The 20814-nt window shown below is 41.0% G+C and carries 17 protein-coding genes; 9 read left to right on the top strand and 8 right to left on the bottom strand.

The genetic code is table 11. The annotated features are described in order from the left end of the window. A complete protein-coding gene (gene crtD / locus ACFQZJ_RS12560) occupies positions 1-1479 on the top strand; it encodes a 1-hydroxycarotenoid 3,4-desaturase CrtD (RefSeq protein ID WP_379934984.1) in 1479 nt (492 codons plus the stop codon). Beyond that, entirely contained in the window at positions 1472-2116 is a 645-nt protein-coding gene (locus ACFQZJ_RS12555) for a carotenoid biosynthesis protein (RefSeq protein WP_379934982.1), read from the top strand. The genes crtD and ACFQZJ_RS12555 overlap by 8 nt, the downstream gene beginning before the upstream one ends. Here the strand turns inward: ACFQZJ_RS12555 and ACFQZJ_RS12550 are convergent. The 6 genes from ACFQZJ_RS12550 to ACFQZJ_RS12525 form a co-directional block, all read right to left on the bottom strand. After that, entirely contained in the window at positions 2113-2811 is a 699-nt protein-coding gene (locus ACFQZJ_RS12550) for a DUF3291 domain-containing protein (RefSeq protein ID WP_379934980.1), read from the bottom strand. The two genes, ACFQZJ_RS12555 and ACFQZJ_RS12550, sit on opposite strands and share 4 nt — an antisense overlap. 6 nt (positions 2812-2817) lie before the next feature. Beyond that, positions 2818-3372: a TlpA family protein disulfide reductase gene (locus tag ACFQZJ_RS12545; RefSeq protein WP_379934979.1), complete on the bottom strand. Its 555-nt coding sequence runs from the start codon at positions 3370-3372 to the stop codon at positions 2818-2820. A 77-nt stretch (positions 3373-3449) separates the two neighbouring features. Further along, on the bottom strand, positions 3450-5723 hold the full coding sequence (locus tag ACFQZJ_RS12540; RefSeq protein WP_379934978.1) for an aconitate hydratase: 2274 nt from the start codon (positions 5721-5723) through the stop codon (positions 3450-3452). A 186-nt stretch (positions 5724-5909) separates the two neighbouring features. Continuing rightward, complete coding sequence (locus ACFQZJ_RS12535; protein ID WP_379934977.1) at positions 5910-6863, bottom strand: AAA family ATPase; 954 nt, start codon at positions 6861-6863, stop codon at positions 5910-5912. 3 nt (positions 6864-6866) lie between these two features. Continuing rightward, positions 6867-8321, bottom strand: coding sequence for a peptidylprolyl isomerase (locus ACFQZJ_RS12530; RefSeq protein ID WP_379934975.1), 1455 nt, complete (start codon positions 8319-8321; stop codon positions 6867-6869). Further along, positions 8305-9204 carry a peptidyl-prolyl cis-trans isomerase gene (locus ACFQZJ_RS12525; protein ID WP_379934974.1) on the bottom strand — a complete coding sequence of 300 codons (900 nt, stop codon included), beginning with the start codon at positions 9202-9204 and terminating at the stop codon, positions 8305-8307. The genes ACFQZJ_RS12530 and ACFQZJ_RS12525 overlap by 17 nt, the downstream gene beginning before the upstream one ends. 291 nt (positions 9205-9495) lie before the next feature. Here ACFQZJ_RS12525 and ACFQZJ_RS12520 point away from each other — a divergent pair, with 291 nt between their 5' ends. From ACFQZJ_RS12520 to ACFQZJ_RS12505, 4 genes are all read left to right on the top strand, one after another. Beyond that, positions 9496-9738, top strand: coding sequence for a hypothetical protein (locus tag ACFQZJ_RS12520; RefSeq protein WP_379934973.1), 243 nt, complete (start codon positions 9496-9498; stop codon positions 9736-9738). 67 nt (positions 9739-9805) lie between these two features. Next, positions 9806-10939: a serine hydrolase gene (locus tag ACFQZJ_RS12515; RefSeq protein WP_379934971.1), complete on the top strand. Its 1134-nt coding sequence runs from the start codon at positions 9806-9808 to the stop codon at positions 10937-10939. A 23-nt stretch (positions 10940-10962) separates the two neighbouring features. Beyond that, positions 10963-11706, top strand: a complete 744-nt coding sequence (gene rluF / locus ACFQZJ_RS12510; RefSeq protein ID WP_379934970.1) for a 23S rRNA pseudouridine(2604) synthase RluF — start codon at positions 10963-10965, stop codon at positions 11704-11706. 904 nt (positions 11707-12610) lie between these two features. Further along, entirely contained in the window at positions 12611-13924 is a 1314-nt protein-coding gene (locus ACFQZJ_RS12505) for a carboxypeptidase-like regulatory domain-containing protein (RefSeq protein ID WP_379934968.1), read from the top strand. A gap of 870 nt (positions 13925-14794) precedes the next feature. Here the strand turns inward: ACFQZJ_RS12505 and ACFQZJ_RS12500 are convergent. Beyond that, complete coding sequence (locus tag ACFQZJ_RS12500; RefSeq protein ID WP_379935308.1) at positions 14795-15295, bottom strand: fasciclin domain-containing protein; 501 nt, start codon at positions 15293-15295, stop codon at positions 14795-14797. A 147-nt stretch (positions 15296-15442) separates the two neighbouring features. Between ACFQZJ_RS12500 and ACFQZJ_RS12495 the strand changes: the two genes are divergently transcribed. Next, positions 15443-16498 carry a S66 peptidase family protein gene (locus ACFQZJ_RS12495; protein WP_379934966.1) on the top strand — a complete coding sequence of 352 codons (1056 nt, stop codon included), beginning with the start codon at positions 15443-15445 and terminating at the stop codon, positions 16496-16498. A 2-nt stretch (positions 16499-16500) separates the two neighbouring features. Here ACFQZJ_RS12495 and recQ read toward each other — a convergent pair whose 3' ends face one another. After that, complete coding sequence (recQ, locus tag ACFQZJ_RS12490; protein WP_379934965.1) at positions 16501-18711, bottom strand: DNA helicase RecQ; 2211 nt, start codon at positions 18709-18711, stop codon at positions 16501-16503. Between the two features lie 174 nt (positions 18712-18885). Between recQ and ACFQZJ_RS12485 the strand changes: the two genes are divergently transcribed. Continuing rightward, complete coding sequence (locus tag ACFQZJ_RS12485; RefSeq protein WP_379934964.1) at positions 18886-19863, top strand: KpsF/GutQ family sugar-phosphate isomerase; 978 nt, start codon at positions 18886-18888, stop codon at positions 19861-19863. Beyond that, complete coding sequence (gene tatC, locus ACFQZJ_RS12480; RefSeq protein WP_379934962.1) at positions 19863-20786, top strand: twin-arginine translocase subunit TatC; 924 nt, start codon at positions 19863-19865, stop codon at positions 20784-20786. The genes ACFQZJ_RS12485 and tatC overlap by 1 nt, the downstream gene beginning before the upstream one ends. Positions 20787-20814: the final 28 nt, after the last annotated feature.

Below are 20814 nucleotides of genomic sequence, written 5' to 3'. Positions count from 1 at the left end.
ATGGCCAAAGCTTTAGTCATCGGAGCCGGCATTGGAGGCATTGCATCGGCCTTGCGTTTATGCAAAAAAGGCTACGAAGTAACCGTTGTGGAAGCTAATGGCTATGCAGGCGGCAAATTGCACGCCATAGCACAGGACGGGTATCGCTTTGACCTAGGCCCCTCGTTATTTACCATGCCCCATTTTGTAGACGAACTTTTTGAACTCCACGACAAAACACCGGCCAATTATTTTAACTACCATCGCAAAAATACCATCTGTAATTACTTTTGGGAAGACGGACATAAATTTAGTGCCTCCGGCTCTAGAGAAGCATTTATCAGGGAAGCTTCGCACAGTTTCGCCGAGCCAGTGGAAGCCATCGAAAAATACCTAAAAAGGAACCGGAACAAGTATGAGCTGACCGCCACCCTTTTCTTGGAAAAATCATTGCATAAAGTTGGCACCTATTTATCCAAACAAACCATAAAATCCATCCTAAGTATATCAAGCTTGGATATTGACAGCTCTTTGAACACTACGAACAAGACTCATTTTAAAAATCCAAAATTAGTACAGTTATTCAATAGATATGCTACGTATAATGGCTCCTCGCCTTATAAAACCCCGGGTATCATGTCCATGATTCCGCATTTAGAAATGCATTACGGTACGTTTTTTCCTGAAGGAGGTATGCATCAAATCAGCCAAAGCCTATATCAACTAGCTTTAGATGTCGGTGTCGATTTTAAGTTTAATGAACCTATAACCAGCATCAACGTACAAAACAAAAAAGCCATAGGAGCAACATCCTCCAAAACAGCATATATTTCAGATATAGTGGTTACCAACATGGATGTGTATCCGACCTATAAAAAACTACTAAAAAATCAGCCAGCACCAAAAAAAACACTGCAACAGGAACGTTCCAGTTCAGCGCTTATCTTTTACTGGGGTATAGACAGGGAGTTTCCCAACCTAGATTTACACAATATTCTTTTCAGTGATGACTACACAGCAGAGTTTGATCATATCTTTAATAAACGTGCGTTGCATAAAGACCCCACCATTTATATCAATATTACTTCCAAAGAACACCAAAAAGATGCCCCAAAAGGACATGAGAACTGGTTTGTGATGCTCAACGCGCCCGGAAATTATGGTCAGGATTGGGAGCTACTAAAGCAAGAGGCCAGAAAGAATATTATCGCAAAAATAAATAGCGTCTTAAATACGGATATAGAAAAACATATTACAACGGAGCACGTACTAGACCCCGTTGGCATTGAGAACGCCACCAGTTCTTATCGGGGCGCATTATACGGTGCGGCTAGCAACAATAAGTTCGCGGCTTTCTTACGACATCCAAATTTCTCCAGACGCATCAAAAACTTATACTTCTGCGGCGGTTCGGTACACCCGGGCGGCGGAATACCACTCTGCCTACTATCGGCTAAGATTGTAGGGGATTTGGTCCCAAATATCAAAAAACATGTTTAAAATCCTTAAAGAACATCAGCTAAACCTAGCCATAGCTACGATTTGGCTTTTTCATGTGTCCGCAATGATCGGGATCGGCATAGGCCATGTAGATTGGTTCGTTGAAAAAACACCATTGAACCTTAGCATAACACTTATATTATTTTTAGCATTTTTTCCTATTGATACGATAAAAAAAAGTATCGCCTTTGGAATTTTCTGTGCAGGAGGGATATTTGCGGAATGGCTTGGGGTAGAACATCAACTTCTGTTCGGGGATTACGCGTATGGCGGCAACTTTGGACCTAAAATAGATGGAGTGCCCTACCTTATAGGTGCTTACTGGGCCATCCTTACCTTTGTTACCGCAAGTATTCTAGACTATGCAAAGTGGAACAATGCTATCAAAATTGTGGTCGCGACGATGCTTATGGTACTGCTCGATTTTTTAATGGAGCATACAGCGCCTATTTTTGATTACTGGACCTTTGAAGGCGGTATTCCTACTATGGAAAATTACGTTACTTGGTTCGCCTTGGGACTAGGGTTTCAAATTATAGTAAGACTGTTCAAAATAACGGGGAATAAATTACTATCGGCACATATCTATCTTGCCCAATTTGTATTCTTTCTATTCTTTTACTTTTTATTTCCTTAATAGGGCAACTTTGGCACTCCGTCCCAGGTACCCAATGTCCGATACGGCTCAAATCTGGAAAACAGTTCCTCGCTATACCAATCCAACGTTCTCGTTTTCTTAATAGCATTGGTATGTGCCCTACTCTTATATGCAAAATCCATTAAGGATTCAGTGTCTTTCCATAAACTAAACGTAGCCATTTGTAGAAAAGGAACTTCACCAATTCCCTTTGTAAACAACAACCCTTTATTATCCTTTAAAGGTGCCTGTGAAGCAGGAACGTGCTTCCAAAACGTGCGCAACATCCTAGGTTTGATGGTTGCCCTGGTAATCACGGCGATGTAAGGGTTATTTTCGTTGATAACAGTACTAGGTACGAACGGATTTACTCCGGCCCAAGTTCCCTTAGCTTTGATGCTTCTTAAAAATAGTGTCCATTGCTGCACAGTTTTAGCCACATAACGTGCATATAAGGGTGACGTATCAAAAAATCTATTGGCAGCTTCCTCGCTTTCCCAAACTTGCAATAGGGCATATACGGACCAATCCGCAAACGGATCAAAACCATCCTTTCCACTTCCCATAAGCTTGTAGTGCAACAACCCTTTCTCCTTTGCCAACGGCCTATGTGCAAATTGCATCATTCCAAAAGCCCAAACCTTTGCGGCCAAAGAACCATATCTAAAAAATGTAAGGGTAGTTACTTGGTCCATAATTCATTATTCCGAGATCAATCTGTCCAACAAGGCACTAACAGAACTATTGCTCCAATCCGATATTGCCGTTTGATGTATGGCAATGCCACCCCTTTTATCGATAACATAGGAGCCTGGTGGTTTTAAAAGGCCTATCGGACTAGGGTCTCCCACAATTTCGTAGGTCACGGGAAAGGTATATCCGTTCTTTTCCATAAATGCCTCTACGGGAGCACGCTCTTCATTGGTCACTACATAAAAATCTACCTTGCCCTTGTAGGACTCATAAAGGGACTGTACATCCTTTAACTGCGCTTTTGAAGGCAGGTGCCAGGATCTCCAAAAGGTAATAAAGACTACCTTTTCCTGAGATTTCTCAAAATTGAATAAATCCCAATCCGCATCTTTTAAACGCCAATCATAACTAGCGATCTTCCCCCTATTTTCATCAGGAATAACAGTAGGTTCCGTGGCAAACCATCTGTTGAGCAATAGTTTACTGTAGTCCCCTAACGGGGTAACAAAAAAAGAAAGAACAATTGCAATTACGAGTAAAGTATAAACTGTTTGTCTTTTCATTTTAAATGCGTGGAACTCAAAACTAAAAAACTCCCGAAGATAATCGGGAGTTTTAAGAAACTATTTCCAGTTAATTGTTAGGATGCGTTTTCTCTTTTGATAACATTAAGTGCGGAACCTTCCTGGAACCATCCAATTTGTGCATCGTTATAGGTGTGATTCGCTAAAATGGTATCTTTGGAACCGTCTGCATGAACGACCTCAATAGTCAAAGGTTTGTCCGGAGCAAAGTCGGCGATATCCACAAAATTAAAGGTATCATCTTCTTTTATTAAATCGTAATCACTTTCATTGGCAAAGGTTAGCCCTAGCATGCCCTGCTTTTTTAAGTTTGTCTCGTGAATACGCGCAAAAGACTTTACGATTACCGCTGCAACACCCAGATGTCTCGGCTGCATAGCTGCGTGCTCCCTAGAAGACCCTTCACCATAATTATGGTCGCCAACGACTATAGTTTTTATACCTGCCGCCTTGTACGCGCGTTGCGTATCCGGCACGCCTTCATATTCACCAGTAAGTTGGTTCTTTACAAAGTTGGTCTTCTTATTGAATGCGTTCACCGCACCGATAAGGGTATTATTCGAAATGTTATCCAAATGACCTCTAAATCGCAACCATGGTCCTGCCATTGAAATGTGGTCCGTAGTGCATTTCCCAAAGGCCTTTATCAGTAATTTTACACCTTGCAACTCTTCGTTCTTTATGGGTACAAAAGGCTCTAACAACTGTAATCTTTCCGAATCTCCGGCAACTTTAACGGAAACTCCGGAACCATCTGCCTCGGGCGCCAGGAACCCGGCATCCTCAACTTCAAATCCTTTTGGCGGAAGTTCCCAACCTGTGGGCTCGTCAAAGCGGACCTCTTGCCCATTCTCATTGATCAATGAATCGGTCAAAGGGTTAAAATCCAAACGGCCGGCGATCGCTATCGCTGCGGTAATCTCAGGTGATGCCACAAAAGCATGCGTATTGGGATTCCCATCTGCACGCTTCGCAAAATTCCTGTTGAACGAATGCACAATGCTGTTCTTTGGCGCATTCTTAGGATCGCTATACCTGGCCCACTGCCCAATGCAAGGACCGCATGCATTGGTGAATATTTTAGCGTCCAACTTTTCAAAAACGTTGATAATGCCGTCCCGTTCCGCTGTAAAACGAACCTGTTCCGAACCTGGATTAATGCCTAATTCCGCCTTCATTTTCAGCCCCTTGTCCAAGGCCTGTTGTGCAATGGAAGATGCTCTTGACAAATCTTCATAGGAAGAATTGGTACAAGAACCGATCAAGCCCCATTCTACTTGCATAGGCCATTCGTTTTCCTTGGCCTTTTCCGTCATTTCACTTCCTACAGGAGTAGATAAATCCGGTGTAAACGGCCCGTTCAATAAGGGACCCAATTTGGAAAGGTCTATATCTATGACTTGATCAAAATAATTTTCCGGATTTGCGTACACCTCGGGATCTGCGGTAAGGTGTTCCTTAACGTCGTTAGCGGCATCGGCTACATCTGCCCTCTCGGTTGCCCTAAGGTACCGCTCCATGGATTCGTCATAGCCAAAAGTAGAGGTGGTTGCCCCTATTTCGGCCCCCATGTTACAAATAGTTCCTTTACCTGTACAGGACAAGGAGATGGCGCCAGGCCCAAAATATTCTACAATAGCTCCGGTACCTCCTTTAACGGTAAGTATCTCGGCCACTTTTAGGATCACATCTTTTGGAGCCGTCCAACCAGATATTTTTCCGGTTAATCGTACCCCTATAAGTTTCGGAAATTTTAATTCCCAAGCCATTCCTGCCATGACATCGACTGCATCAGCGCCACCAACACCTATAGCTACCATTCCTAGACCTCCTGCATTAACGGTATGGGAATCCGTACCGATCATCATTCCTCCCGGAAACGCATAATTCTCTAAAACTACCTGGTGTATTATTCCTGCTCCAGGTTTCCAAAAGCCTAACCCGTATTTATTGGAAACGGATTCCAAAAAGTCAAAAACCTCTGAACTTGCCGAATTGGCAAATTTCAAATCGGCCTCGGCACCATTTTTGGCCTGTATCAAGTGATCGCAATGTGTTGTTGTGGGCACCGCTACTTTTTTCTTTCCGGCCTGCATAAATTGTAAAAGTGCCATTTGCGCCGTTGCATCCTGTAAAGCAATACGATCTGGAGCAAAATCTACGTAATCCTTACCTCTGGTAAACGCTTTGGTAGGAGTACCGTCCCACAAGTGAGAATATAATATTTTCTCCGAAAGGGTAAGTGGTTTGCCCACAATTTCCCGAGCTTTGTTTACCCGGTCCGCCATAGTAGCGTACACCCCTTTAATCATATCGATATCGAATGCCATCCTGTATTTATTTTAAGGTTAAATCAATTTAGTAAATTTAAGAAATTATGAGTCGTAATTAAAACTTTAAGTACAGCTTTCGGTGTTTTTAGGCAATTGGAAGATTTTTTGGCCTAGGAGGGTCCAATATTTCAAATTAACGCCCAGTTTTTTATAAAGAATCCAAAAATTGACACGAAAATTTAACTATAACAATCGGTCAATGATATCTTCTTCGGATATACCTTCGGCTTCGGCCTTGTAATTTTTGATAATGCGATGTTTTAAGATTCCCTTTACGACTGCTTGCACATCTTCTATATCCGGTGAATATTTGCCCTGGATGGCTGCGTTTGCCTTAGCTCCAAGAATTAAATTTTGTGATGCTCTGGGTCCGGCTCCCCAATCCAAGTACTGTTTCACAAAATCCGATGCACTGCTGAGATTGGGCCTAGTACTGTTCACCAATTTTACGGCATATTCTACTACATTGTCCGGTACCGGAATGCGCCTTACCAGTTCTTGCACGGCCAGTATCCCATTGGCCGTAAACTGAGGTTCAATACTTACGTTTGCTGTTGAAGTTGTATTTTTCACTACCTGCACCTCCTCTTCAAAAGATGGGTACTCCAATGCAATGGCAAACATAAATCTGTCCAACTGCGCCTCTGGCAAAGGATAGGTGCCTTCTTGCTCAATAGGGTTCTGGGTAGCCAATACAAAGTAGGGCAACTCCAATTTATGTTGCTGACCTGCTATGGTTACCGCCCGTTCCTGCATGGCCTCCAAAAGGGCTGCCTGGGTCTTGGGCGGTGTTCTATTGATTTCATCAGCCAAAACAATATTTGAAAAAATTGGCCCTTTTATAAATTTAAAGTTCCGGTTCTGGTCCAATACCTCACTGCCTAAAATATCACTGGGCATTAAATCGGGCGTAAACTGTATGCGCTTGAAATCCAGACCCAATGCTTGGGCAATTGTATTTACCATTAAGGTTTTTGCCAAACCCGGAACACCGATCAACAACGAGTGCCCTCCGGTATAAATAGACAACAATATTTGATCTATAACGGCATCCTGGCCTACAATAACCTTTGCTATTTCCTTTTTAAGTCCTAAATGTTTCTCTACTAGGCTTTTGATCGCAGCAACGTCCGACATATATTAATCCTTTACCCAGTTGTTAGCAAAATCACAATCCCTATTCTCTTCATTTACGCTCACGTAGGTATCCGCTATGTTTTGAGCCATCCACTCCTTTATAGCTTTAAACTGTTTTTGGGTCAATGCCAATTGCTGTATTTTCATATAGTCCTGAGCAAAATCCGCCCTGTGTTCCTCGTACCTATTGGTTACTTTATAAATCTTATATTTTGGTGCACCACCGCGCGGATCTTCTTCTAAAATAGGATAGGAAATTTCATCGTCTTTTAGGTTACGAACATGGTTGTATAAAGTAGGATCCATTTTAGTGAGCTCAAAACGAGAGCCGAAATCTTGCGGGTTTCTCAAAACACCCCCATCATACTTCGTTTCTTTTTCATCGGAAAAATTTAAAGCCGCCTCCGCAAACGTAAATTCCTTATTTACTATTTTTTGCCTAATACTATCGAGTTCGGATTTAACCTCTTCGGCTGCCTTGTCCGAAATTTCAGGAGAAATAAGGATATGTCGTAAATCCAACTCTTGACCCCTAATTTTTTCTATGAAGATTATGTGATAGCCAAACGGCGTCTTGAACGGCTCGGATATCTCTCCCTCCCTTAGGCTAAACGCTACATCCTTGAACGTTTTATCAAAACCAGTGTTTTTGGTGATGCTATAAAATCCTCCTTTAGATTTTGACCCAGGGTCTTGAGAGTACAAAATGGCCTTTACACTAAAACTAGCATTATTATCTTCAATATCGGCTTTTATTTGATTGAGCTTGTCAATTACTTTTTGATTCTCTTCCTCGGAGGGTTTGGGCATTTTTACGATCTGTGCAATCTCCAATTCCGCACCAAGCATAGGTCTTTCATCCTCGGGAATATTGTTATAGAACTGCCGCACTTCTTCTGGAGTTATTTCAATATCCTTAATGATTTCCTGCTGCATCTTCTCTGACAACATTCTTAGCTTGTTAATCTTGTAAAGCTCCTCCCTAAAACTCTGTTCATCCTGTTTTTTGTAGTATTTCAAGACCTTGTCCATGGAACCTATTTGTTGTACCAAGGATTGTAGTTGTGCTTCGCCCTGCGCATTTACCATGTCATCCGAAACCAAAATACTATCCTGCACGGCTTGGTGGGCGTATAGCCGGTCTTCCATCAATTTTCCTAAAAGTCCGCAATGGGTAATATCGTCGGTAGCGGCACCTTGACTTTTAAGATCGATCAGTGTTTTCGCTACATCGGAATCCAATATCACATAATCCCCTACCACTGCGGAAATCCCGTCCAACTTAATTCTTTTAAAATTATTGGTAGAATCTTTTTTCTTGCCCGCATCCGCTTCCGCTATCAGCTCTTCAGGTTCTGCTTGATTATCCGGCACTTCCGGCATAGCCTGTTGGCCAAAGACCACAGCGGAACAAATACTCAATATTCCCGTACAAATCCATTTACTGCTCTTTGGCATACACCTCAAATTCCTTGTCCTTAATTGCTTCATCTATGATTTCTGTTTCAAGTTTGCGCAGGTAGTTAATTTTTCTGCGGTTCAACAACACTTGTTTTATGGTAGGCGCTATAAAAGATAGGGGCGCAATATCGTTTAAATCCTTGACTTCTTCTATCTTCCCCAAATATACCCCGATTGAATCCTCCAATTCAAAAAATTGTGATTTTTTTAAGTACCTGTCCTGATTTTCAAGGTTAATTGGTGGTATTTCGGACAGTACCCTAGATGCCCTTACCCAAATAGAGTCGTTAAAGTGTAATTTTTTGAACTGAACACCAATGGAATCCAAATAGGAAATATCTTCTTGGTTAAAATTTTTTAGGCGTTGACTGACTTCTTCCTTATTCAAAAAATTTTTTGGGAGTGCTACAAACCGCAGTTGTACGATACGTTCCTTTAGTTTAAAATTAGCCTTTTCTTCCTCGTAAAACTGTGTCAATTGCTCCGTTGTAACCAAGGAATCGGACCCTTGGGACACCAAAGCTTCCTTATATGCCCTGGTATACAGATCCGTCTTGTAATCCGCTACCAAGGCATCGAATTTTCGTAATTTATCTTCCTGCAGGTTAATTTTGGCCTTGGATAGCAGTAGCTGCTTGGAAGCCCAAGTGGTAATATAATTGTTTACAAAAGATGCGCTATCGGACTCGGACATTCCGTCCGTAATATATACGGCAACGTCGGCCGGATATAAGTAGTTCTCACCTACTCTGGCCAAAGGTGCTATGTCTTCGTTTTTCTTAAAGTACGAACTACAGGAACCCAAAAGAAAGCCCGACAAAACATAGGCTGCCAAATGGGCGAAAACAGGTCTTTTCCTAAGGGTTTGAAAACTCAACATCGTACAAAAATAGTAATTACAAAATCCCTCGCAAACCTTGTCCGTTTTACTTAACACATTTTTAGGGCTGCACTAGGCTCCAAGGCATGCGTATTTAGTAAATACCTCGGGGCAAGCCCACGAGGCATTACATAAGAAAACGATTTTTAATTTCGAGGCAAGCCTCGGAGTATCAAACCCTTTGGCGATGCCAATGAAATGGCGCTCGGAAATTTTGCACAATTATAGGGCAGCGCCGCCTACTTTGGATTTAAGCCGAAAAGCTTAATTTTGAACTTAAATCGATATATTTTGGATAGAAAACTAAAACTCATCTGGGATTTTAGAGGTCCGGTGGCCTTAAAAACTGCAGAACACCACGAAAAGCATTTAAAAGAGTATATAAGCATAGAGAAACTAGCGATAGATATTACAGGTTTCGAAGAATTGAACGAAATGCACAGCATCGCTTTTATGGTGGTAAACGAGAAAGATATGATTCCCGTTAGGGATGCCCTAAAACCGCATAGAGGCGAGGTATACACCAACAAATAAAACATAGTATTGACCGATTTTTAAGTACCTTGTACGTTAGCGATACCAATCCTAAAAAACCAGACCGATGAAAACAAACCTTCTATTCTTTATTAGTGTAACCATGATCTTGAGCTCCTGCTCCAACAAGAACGATACCTCCATTCTAGAACAGGCATTGGCATCTGGCAATCCTGCTATCAAAAGGGTCATGGATACTATTGCCCCTTACGAAGTGCAAATAAGATATACCCAAATAGATAGGATTAACGACAGTGTTATTTTCACGGACTATGATTTTCAGGTAGATAAGGAACAGTACTTTTACCCTGCAAGCACGGTTAAATTTCCAATTGCCGTGCTAGCGCTGGAACGTTTGAACCAGACAGATAGCTTAGACCGCAACACAAAGTATTACATTGAGGGCGATTCTATAGAATCTACCATTGCCCAAGATGTTTCCCAAATATTTGCGGTGAGCGACAACCTTGCCAATAATCGTATGCTGGAGCTACTTGGACAGGATGCCATTAACCAAAACCTTGAAAAAAAAGGAATACGACCGGTTCGTATTTCCCACCGATTGGGCTACCACTCGGACGATTTAAAAACAAAACCGCTCATTATCTACCTAAACGACAGCACTACGGGCATTACGGCACCAAGCATCAATACCGCACCAGAACCGCTAGTATTGGGGCGAATTGAAAAAGGAAACGGTTTTTACGAAGATGATGCCCTTATCAACGAACCGTTCGACTTTAGCCTAAAGAACTACTATCCTATCACCGCACAGCACGAGGTATTAAAACGGGTAATTTTTCCGGAAATGTTCGCACCCGAAGAACGTTTCGACCTCTCCGACGAACAACATCAATTTCTATTGAAATCGATGTATACATTACCTAGAAATGCGGGATACGATTCTACGGAATATTATGATGGATATTGTAAATTCTTTTTATATGGCGACACGCAAGAGACAATTCCCGACCACATAAAAATTTATAACAAAGTAGGTTTTGCCTATGGTACGCTTACAGATTGCGCATATATCGTGGACAGCAAAAACGATGTGGATTTTTTATTAACAGCAACCATTTTAGTAAACAAAGACGGGATTTTCAATGATAACATATACGAATACGATGAAATTGGGATTCCTTTTTTAGCAGCCTTGGGAAGAGAGATACATACGCTGGAAACAGCGCGAAAAAAGTAATTTAGATTACCCACAACATAACTATGGCAGATACCGAAAAACAAACACGAATAAATAAATACCTAAGTGAAGTTGGCTATTGCTCAAGAAGGGCGGCGGACAAACTTATAGATCAAGGTAGGGTCACTATTAACGGTATCGTTCCGGAAATGGGAACAAAAGTTGTGCCCGGAGACGACGTTAGGGTAGACGGTGAAGCAGTATCCGTTCCAAAGGAAAAACCGGTCTACTTGGCATTCAACAAACCCATTGGCATTGTTTGCACTACGGATAGCAGGGTAGAAAAAGATAATATCATAGATTTTATAAATTATCCGAAACGTATTTTCCCTATCGGCAGACTGGACAAACCCAGCGAGGGCCTGATCTTCTTAACCAACGATGGAGACATTGTAAACAAAATACTCAGAGCTAGGAACAATCATGAAAAAGAGTATTTGGTAACCGTTGACAAACCAATACAGCCAGATTTTTTAAAAAAAATGAGAAACGGTGTGCCCATATTGGACACCGTAACCAAAAACTGTGAGGTAAGCCAGGTCAGTACATATCAGTTCCGGATTATTTTAACCCAAGGACTCAACCGGCAAATAAGACGTATGTGCGAGTATCTGGATTATCGTGTAAAAAAACTAAAGCGCATTAGAATCATGAACGTTAACTTGGATCTGCCCGTAGGCAAATGGCGTGACCTAACAGCGGATGAACTTACCCAAATCAACCGGTTGGTAGATGACTCCTCAAAAACGCACGAACCTCGAAGCTAATTGGAATCCTCAGTTTTTTTGCGGAAACGCAATTCGAACCAATTATTAGAATTCAAGACAGTTTTATGTAAAAATCAACAGCAGACGCTGGGCTTGCATATTTGTCCGCAGTTGAACAATTCCATTTCCCAATTGAAAATAAGCCGATAAATCGTTTCTTTTTACGCCCTACTTCAAAATAAAAATAAACCGTAGCTAGGCTATGCCCGGTTTTTCTTTTTCGCAGGAAAAAAATAATTCAATTTCTTTGGCTGAATTTCAAAAGAGAACTGGTATAAACCCGTTATGAGGTCATAGTTAGATTTATCCCGTTGACACCGATTGGATGTATAACATTTGGGTTTATTACCTAGGGAATAAAGCATTCTTCGTTTCCCATTCTTTTTAGGACATTATTCGGTAGTAAACTACCCCGGGACAAGCCCACGAGGCATTAAATAAGAACATGATTTTTAATTTCGAGGCAAGCCTTGGAGTATTAAACCCTTTGGCGGTGCCAATAAAGTCATTTAAACTTTTCAATGTATGATTATAAACGAAAATAAGGTTCCAGTATAGAGAAAAAACTCGTCATTGACCTTGCCACCTTTACCATACAGCGATCACCTTGAAATGACAAGCCTATAAAACCGCCATGGATTGAAAATCTATAGGTTTTATTGAACTTGCAAATGGTTCTTATGTTCACTTAGATTATCAGTTATTTACTTTGAATTAGAGAATAACCCAATAACCAAAGCGGCTAAACTATGTATAGAAACTAAAGTAACTAGAATAAAACTGGAGGCTTTCAACCTTTAACTAGAAAAAAAATTAACAATACTTAAACATAATTTATGATATTATATAAAACCATAGCCCCTTAATTCCTTATCTTAGAGTAGAAAATTTCGCATGAATCATTATGAAACATAACGGACAAAAACACCAAAAAAAATCCTTCATCTTCCAGATACTTTTATCCATGATGCTGATGGTAGCCACGAACACGATTTTGTTTGCCCAAGAGGTAACTTTTACCGAATATTCCGGAGAAGTACTGGATAGCAAGACCAAAAAACCCTTGGTTTTCGCTACGCTTACGGTTGAAGGCTCAAATGTAAGTACGATTACCAATACAGAGGGCGAGTTTTTACTGAAAATTCCTAACGGCAGCACCGGACTAAACGTAGTCATATCCTTCCTAGGTTACAAAACCATAGCACGGCCAATAGTGGAATTCCAGAAAGAAAACAATACCTTTTTAATGACAGAATCGATAGTTGAGTTAAGTGAGGTGAACTTGAGCGTTCCAAAAGATGCAGAAGCCTTGGTTAGGGAAACCCTAAACAAAAAGGGCGAAAATTACCTTAACGATCCTACGGTAATGACCGCATTTTACAGGGAAACCATTAAAAAAAGAAATAGAAACGTTAGTTTGTCGGAGGCGGTAGTCAATATCTACAAAACACCTTATTCCTCTTACAAAAGAGATGAGCTACAGCTCTACAAAGCCCGAAAAAGCACAGATTACAGTAAACTGGATACCTTGGCACTTAAACTTCAAGGAGGTCCGTTCAATACCCTGTTCGTAGATATGGTCAAATATCCGGACTATATATTCACCGATGAATCCATTGACTACTATGACTATTCATTCGATAGCTCTACCTTGGTAAATGACAAACTTATTTACGTCATAAACTTCCATCAGAAAGCCGAAATAAGAGAACCGTATTATACGGGCAAATTATACATAGACGCTGAAAACAAAATTCTCACAAGTGCTATCTATTCACTGAATATAACCGATAAGAGAATGGCCTCCCAGATGTTTGTTAAGAAAAAACCCAGAAATGCAGAAGTTTGGCCTACAGAGGTGGCATATCGCGTAGATTACAGGGAAAAAGATGGTAAATGGTATTATGGCTATAGCAATGTGCTACTTGAGTTTAAAATAGATTGGGATAGAAGACTTTTTAATTCTGTTTATTCCATGAGTTGTGAAATGGCAATAACGGATTGGGAAAAAAATATTTCGAATGCTCAGCTGACCTCAAAAGAAAAAATTAAGTCATCAATGATTTTAAGTGATGAAGCCATCGGGTTTGCAGACCCGGATTTTTGGGGCGAATACAACATCATAGAACCTGAAAAGTCCATTGAATCCGCTATCAAGAAAATACAACGGCAGCTGCGCAGAAACCAAACGGACGATGGCGGTGCCAGTGCACGATAAGCGCTGCTATGGAACACATTGGAGCTACCTCAGGTTAAAGGTGTTAATGAAATAAGCCTACCACCATTTGAAAGTAAGTGGATGTTATTTCTTAACAATGACATATTAATACATAAAAGGCTAAAAAGCAGAACGTAATACAACTAGAAATTACCCATATACGGGCTCAAAATAAGATTAGATTTTAATACAACATTATCGCTACGGAACCTTCCCCTTGCACTAGTAGTGAAAGGGGATTTCTGTTAAGGAGTCAACCTATTTTTGATACGTATGAAAACCAACTGTACATAGGTATTCTTTCGCATAAGGCATTACAAATAGTACTTCGGGTTTATCTCTTAATGTCAACAAAATACTGGACTTCCCGAGCTATAGCTCATCCATGACTCCCTTTACCGTTGCATCCATCCAGGGAACATATTGCTGAATCCATATACCAAACTGCATCCCTTTTCACGATACGGCCCTAATATCGCTTAGAGCGACATCTAGTCCAAGGTGCAGATGGTCATCCGGAAGTATTCCAATGCGCATATCTTGCTCCAGTAATCGGGAGGAATTTATCAACTTTCTATGATTTAGAGTATTCCAAATCTAATTTAAGAGCTAACCACTGTGATTAATGGCATACAATACACAATGAAGTCATTTAAAACTTAAACTTGAACGCTAAAAGCTTAAACCACTTCAATACCTCTATCAGCTTTGCAAAATAGTATCCGGTCATGGACTAAAGTCCGTATCATAGATGATGTTTTAGTGCTGCCAACGTTCAGTAATATACATTAAAATTCTTGCTTGAAACCCATAAAAAAACCCCGGCCTTCTTTTGAAAACTGGGGATTTTAGGTTTTAGGGGGCTTTACGTTACTTGGGCATTACAACCGTATCAATTGCATGTATAACACCATTTGAAGCTGCTACATCAGCTATAACCACTGTAGCCGTGTTACCATTTTCATCTGCCAATTTTACATTTCCATCAGCCAAGGAAAGGATTATTTTGCCTCCTTGCACCGTGGTAACTTCAAACGCACCATTATTTGCCTTTATAGCATCTATAACGGCGGCGGCCTCAAATTTACCTGAAACGACATGGTAAGTAAGAACACCGGTCAGGGCACCCTTACTTTCAGGCTTCAACAATCCTGCTACCGTACCTTCGGGCAAGGCTGCAAACGCATCGTTGACCGGAGCAAACACGGTGAAGGGGCCTGCACTGTTCAACGTTTCGACCAAGTCGGCCGCCTTAACGGCAGTAACCAAGGTGGTGAAGTTCTCATTGGCAGCAGCAACGCCAACGATAGTTTGAGCTTGGACAAATGTACCTGCCAATAAAGCCGTAGATGCGAATAAAACTTTAATCATTTTCATAGTATTTATTTTATGTTTCGGTAAATGTAAGCGATAGGCTCCAGCATAAGTCATAATTTTTGTTTAATTTTTTTAAAAATATGTTAAACATTTTTAGCTATGTGATTTTAATTATTTTCGAACAACAAGATGTTTATGATCATGAAGCAGACCAGACGTAATTTTTTTACAGGTATTTTGGGAATAACCTGTGCACCGTTTTTATACTCCTTTGGTTACAAAAGAAAAAAGCAACCTGCAATAGCGCAAAAAAAAATACTTCCCAAAGCCTTAAAAAAAGGAGCCACCATTGGCTTAATCGCCCCAGGCTACTCCTTTTCGTCAAGCACGCTGAAACTGGCTAAAAAAGGCTTAAAACAGATGGGGTACAAAACGTACCACACGAAAAGAATTTCCAAGTCCCATGGTTATTTTAGCAATACCGATGAAGAACGCGCCGCGGATATCAACGAACTATTTGCCAATGAGGACGTCGATGCCATATTGTGTATACGCGGTGGGTACGGTTGCACGCGAATCATGCACCTCATAGACTATGATGTTATCCGCAAAAACCCAAAAGCCTTGATCGGTTTTAGCGATGTTACCGCTTTATTAAACGGAATTCATAAACGAACCGGGCTAATCTGCTTTCACGGTCCTGTGGGCAAAACTATTAATGACGTTTACAGTAAAAAAGCCTTCAAGGATCTTTTGGAAAACAAAAGTTCCGTTCACCGAATTACGAATACAACTCTATCCGAAGACTTACGTACCAATCCGGAATACAATAGATATACCATTAATCCAGGAAATGCCAGCGGAGAACTTGTTGGTGGCAGCTTAACACTTATCAATGCATTGATAGGTACACCCGATGAAATTGATTTCACCAATAAAATTGTTTGTATCGAAGACGTAGGGGAAGCTCCTTATAGAATAGACCGAATGCTGACCCAACTTATCCATGGCGACAGCTTCAAAAACGCTTCTGGGATTATTTTTGGCGTCTGCGCCGGATGTGACCGCCCAAGTGCACCGGATACCTTTACACTTAAAGAAGTACTTATGAATAGATTAAAACCGCTTGGAATTCCTTCGGTATACGGAATGAGTTTTGGACATGTTGACCAGAATTTCACGTTCCCCATCGGTACCATGGCACAAATAGACACCACTAAAATGGTAATAGAGCTTCAAGAGGCTTGGGTTAGCTAGACCTAGTTAGCTACCTCACTTATAAATTTCAAGCGGTACAAGCGTAATTCTTCATCTTCATATTCCCCGTCAAATTCGGTCATGGCGGCTTCAAGGTCATCTGTCTCGGCCTCTAAAAAATAGTCGTGTATTTCTTCCTGTTGATCCTCGTCCAGAACCTCATCGATCCAATAGCTTAAATTCAGTTTGGTACCGCTAAAAACAATTTGTTCCATTTCCTTTAACAGCGTATCGATTTCAATACCTTTTGCCGAGGCTATATCCGTCAGCGGCAATTTACGATCTACATTTTGGATAATGTACAATTTTAGACCCGAATTGGCACCTGTACTTTTGACCACCAGATCATCGGGCCTAATGATTTCGTTTTCAGCAACATATTGGGATATAAACTCTAGAAACGGCTTACCGTACTTCTTTGCTTTCCCCTCTCCTACACCATGCACATTAAGCAACTCCTCTAGGGAGATGGGATATTTTAAAGCCATATCCTCCAATGAGGGGTCCTGAAAAACAACAAAAGGTGGCACTCCCAATTTGTTGGCCTGTGCCTTTCTTAAATCCTTTAATTGTTTTAAAAGTCTGGTATCCGCCACGCCACCTGTCTTTGCGGCACCTACAATTGCATTGTCGTTTTCTGCGTTATACACATGATCCTTGGTCATCATAAAGGAACTTGGGTTCTTTAAGAATTCCTCCCCGTGTTCGGTGAGATGAATTACTCCATATTGCTCTATTTCCTTCTTTAATAGCCCAGCTACCAAAACTTGGCGCACCAATGCCATCCAATGGCTTTTGTCCTTATCTGATCCTATTCCAAAAAAGTCCTTTTCGTTGGTTTTATGGGACGATATTATGGCGTTACTCTTGCCGCGTAAGGCACAGACAACTTCTTTGGACTTGAATTTTTCGCTTGTCCCCCTAACCACTTTAAGCAACTTCAATACATCTTCTTTCGCCTCTTCCTTTTGTTTTGGATTACGGGTATTATCATCCATATCGGCACCTTCTCCATCTACTTCATCGAATTCCTCTCCAAAATAGTGCAGCATAAACTTACGGCGAGACATAGAAGTTTCTGCGTAGGCAACTACCTCTTGTAGCAGGGCGTTTCCTATTTCCTGCTCTGCCACCGGTTTGCCCGACATGAATTTCTCCAACTTTTCGATATCCTTGTAAGAATAAAAAGCCAAGCAATGTCCTTCTCCACCGTCTCTTCCGGCTCTTCCTGTCTCTTGGTAATAACTTTCTATACTTTTTGGAATATCATGGTGAATTACAAAACGCACATCCGGTTTATCTATTCCCATTCCAAAGGCTATCGTGGCCACTACCACATCAACATCTTCCATTAGGAACATATCTTGATACTTAGATCTTGTTTTGGCATCAAAACCTGCATGATAGGGTACCGCGCTTATCCCGTTCACTTGTAACACCTGCGCGAGCTCGGCCACCTTTTTACGACTTAAACAATAAATGATTCCAGATTTGCCCTGATTCTGTTTTACAAACCTAATAATGTCCCCTTCTACATTTTCTGTCTTTGTCCGAACTTCATAGAATAGATTGGGTCTATTAAAAGAGGCCTTGAAAAGGACGGCATCATGAATCCCTAAATTTTTAACGATATCTTCCTGTACTTTCGGGGTAGCGGTAGCAGTAAGCCCAACAATAGGGATATTATCTCCCAACCGGGCCACAATAGACTTTAGGTTCCTATATTCCGGTCTAAAATCGTGACCCCATTCAGAAATACAATGCGCTTCGTCTACCGCAACAAAGGAAACCTGGACCGAACGCAAGAACTCTACATTTTCCTCTTTGGTGAGCGATTCCGGGGCTACGTACAATAGCTTGGTTATGCCATTTGTTATATCTTGTTTGACCTGTTTTATCTCGGTCTTGTTCAATGAAGAATTCAATACATGGGCAATACCATGCTCGGAAGAAACTCCCCTAATGGCATCGACCTGATTTTTCATTAGCGCTATCAAAGGGGAAACTACGATAGCCGTACCAGGCTTCATTAAGGCAGGAAGCTGATAACATAGGGATTTCCCCCCTCCGGTAGGCATAATCACAAAACAGTTCTTATTCTGTAGGATTTGTTTAATGACTTCTTCTTGAAGCCCTTTAAACTGGGAAAAACCAAAATATTTTTTTAAAGCGGCATGTAAATCAACTCCGTTCAAAGTTTTCTCGTTTATCACGTTTTTCAATTTAGTGCAAAGAAATTATGCAAGTAAATTACTTGGTAGTTAAAATCATTTTTTTTAGCAAATCGAAAACCAATTTATTATGGGATACATATCCTATAACATTAAGTTTATGTAATTTTGTAATCTTAAAGATAAGACAATCTTTTAGGAAATCAATTCATAAAATTGAATAATACGTTGACATCTGCAAGTACTATTATCGATTTGGCCAAAAAGACCATTACTAAAGAGCGTGATGCTATCACACATCTTTTAGATTTAATAGACGAGGATTTTGCAAATGCCATCGATTGTATTATCGCCTCCAAAGGTCGTGTCGTAATTTCGGGCATTGGCAAGAGTGCCATTATCGCCTCAAAAATTGTAGCAACACTTAATTCTACCGGAACACCAGCCATATTCATGCACGCTGCAGATGCTATTCACGGTGATCTGGGAACGGTACAGGATGACGATGTTGTGGTCTGCATCTCCAAAAGCGGCAGTACTCCTGAAATTAAAATGCTGGTACCCTTGTTAAAAAGAGGAAAGAACAAATTAATTGCCATGACAGGGAATCCAGATTCTTTTTTGGCCAAACAGTCGGATTTTCTACTCAACACCTTTGTAAAGGAGGAAGCCTGCCCTAACGGATTGGCACCGACCACCAGTACCACGGCGCAGCTGGTTATGGGAGATGCCATGGCCATTGTGCTATTGGAACTCAAAGGTTTTAGCAGTTCGGATTTTGCCAAATATCATCCGGGAGGAGCCTTGGGAAAAAAATTGTACTTAAGGGTTTCGGATATTATAAAAAACAATCAAGTGCCCCAAGTGCAGTTGCATGCAGAGGTAAAACAGGTAATCGTAGAAATTTCGGAAAAGATGCTCGGCGTTACCGCCGTATTGAAAGAAGACACTATAGTTGGCATTGTAACGGACGGCGATATTAGGAGAATGCTGAACAAGCATGATAACATAAAAGGGCTTACCGCGGCCGACATCATGAGTTCCGATCCAAAAACGGTACATACGGACACCCTTGCCGTAAAAGCCCTGGAACTAATGCAGCAAAAAGGAATATCACAGTTGTTGGCTACCGAAAATGGGGCGTACAAAGGCGTTATTCATTTACACAATCTTATAAACGAAGGCATACTATAATGGGCGCTAAAACGACTACACCACCTAACGAAATGTCCTTTTTAGATCATTTAGAAGAACTGAGATGGCATTTGATACGATCTACCATGGCCGTAATTATTATTGGAATAGTGGCGTTTGTTTTTAGTGGATTTGTTTTTGACGTCATTATTTTTGGGCCGTCTAAAATGGATTTTCCTACTTACCGGTTCTTCTGCAAAGCCGCCACCTGGATCGGTATTGAATCGGATTTCTGCAAGGACGAATTGCCTTTTACCATACAGAGCAGAACCATGGGTGGGCAGTTTTCGGCAGATATATGGACTGCTATTTGGAGTGGTATCATATTGGGCTTTCCTTATATACTTTACGAACTTTGGAAATTTATAAGCCCCGGTCTATATGAAAAGGAACGTAAGCATTCCAAAGGCTTTATATTTATCGCTTCCCTCCTCTTTTTTCTTGGGGTCCTTTTTGGTTATTACGTTGTTGCACCGCTATCCATCAACTTCTTGGGCACCTACCAAGTAAGCGAGATAGTTTTGAACGAATTTGACCTGGACTCTTACATAGGTAGCGTAAGAACCTCGGTGCTGGCATGTGGCGTGCTGTTTGAACTTCCTATCATTATTTATTTCCTCACCAAAGTGGGCTTGGTTACGCCGGACATAATGAAAAAATACCGAAAAATAGCCTTGGTTATTGTTTTGATATTATCCGCTGTAATTACACCACCGGATGTAACGAGCCAAATTATCGTTGCATTCCCAGTGTTGATCTTATACCAAATTAGTATCGGTATTTCCAAACGGGTGCTAAAGAACGAAGCGAAAAAAGAGCGAAAAGCGAAAGAAAAAGCCCAAAAAGAAAAAGAAAGAGCTGCGAAAGCAAGGGCCGAAAAAGAAAAAGCGGACAAGGAAAATACAGATATCCGACCTAAATAATAAACAACTATTGAGGTGATTGACACCC

This window comes from Maribacter chungangensis (assembly GCF_042676845.1).
Classification (GTDB): domain Bacteria; phylum Bacteroidota; class Bacteroidia; order Flavobacteriales; family Flavobacteriaceae; genus Maribacter; species Maribacter chungangensis.
Note: the sequence above shows the minus strand (reverse complement) of the source record. Positions and strands in the feature narration are given on the sequence as shown.

Bases quoted from the DNA above. Each gene is read 5' to 3' on its own strand.
- crtD (WP_379934984.1), top strand. From the start codon at position 1: ATGGCCAAAGCTTTAGTCATCGGAGCCGGCATTGGAGGCATTGCATCG.
- ACFQZJ_RS12555 (WP_379934982.1), top strand. From the start codon at position 1,472: ATGTTTAAAATCCTTAAAGAACATCAGCTAAACCTAGCCATAGCTACG.
- ACFQZJ_RS12550 (WP_379934980.1), bottom strand. From the start codon at position 2,811: ATGGACCAAGTAACTACCCTTACATTTTTTAGATATGGTTCTTTGGCC.
- ACFQZJ_RS12545 (WP_379934979.1), bottom strand. From the start codon at position 3,372: ATGAAAAGACAAACAGTTTATACTTTACTCGTAATTGCAATTGTTCTT.
- ACFQZJ_RS12540 (WP_379934978.1), bottom strand. From the start codon at position 5,723: ATGGCATTCGATATCGATATGATTAAAGGGGTGTACGCTACTATGGCG.
- ACFQZJ_RS12535 (WP_379934977.1), bottom strand. From the start codon at position 6,863: ATGTCGGACGTTGCTGCGATCAAAAGCCTAGTAGAGAAACATTTAGGA.
- ACFQZJ_RS12530 (WP_379934975.1), bottom strand. From the start codon at position 8,321: ATGCCAAAGAGCAGTAAATGGATTTGTACGGGAATATTGAGTATTTGT.
- ACFQZJ_RS12525 (WP_379934974.1), bottom strand. From the start codon at position 9,204: ATGTTGAGTTTTCAAACCCTTAGGAAAAGACCTGTTTTCGCCCATTTG.
- ACFQZJ_RS12515 (WP_379934971.1), top strand. From the start codon at position 9,806: ATGAAAACAAACCTTCTATTCTTTATTAGTGTAACCATGATCTTGAGC.
- rluF (WP_379934970.1), top strand. From the start codon at position 10,963: ATGGCAGATACCGAAAAACAAACACGAATAAATAAATACCTAAGTGAA.
- ACFQZJ_RS12505 (WP_379934968.1), top strand. From the start codon at position 12,611: ATGAAACATAACGGACAAAAACACCAAAAAAAATCCTTCATCTTCCAG.
- ACFQZJ_RS12500 (WP_379935308.1), bottom strand. From the start codon at position 15,295: ATGATTAAAGTTTTATTCGCATCTACGGCTTTATTGGCAGGTACATTT.
- ACFQZJ_RS12495 (WP_379934966.1), top strand. From the start codon at position 15,443: ATGAAGCAGACCAGACGTAATTTTTTTACAGGTATTTTGGGAATAACC.
- tatC (WP_379934962.1), top strand. From the start codon at position 19,863: ATGGGCGCTAAAACGACTACACCACCTAACGAAATGTCCTTTTTAGAT.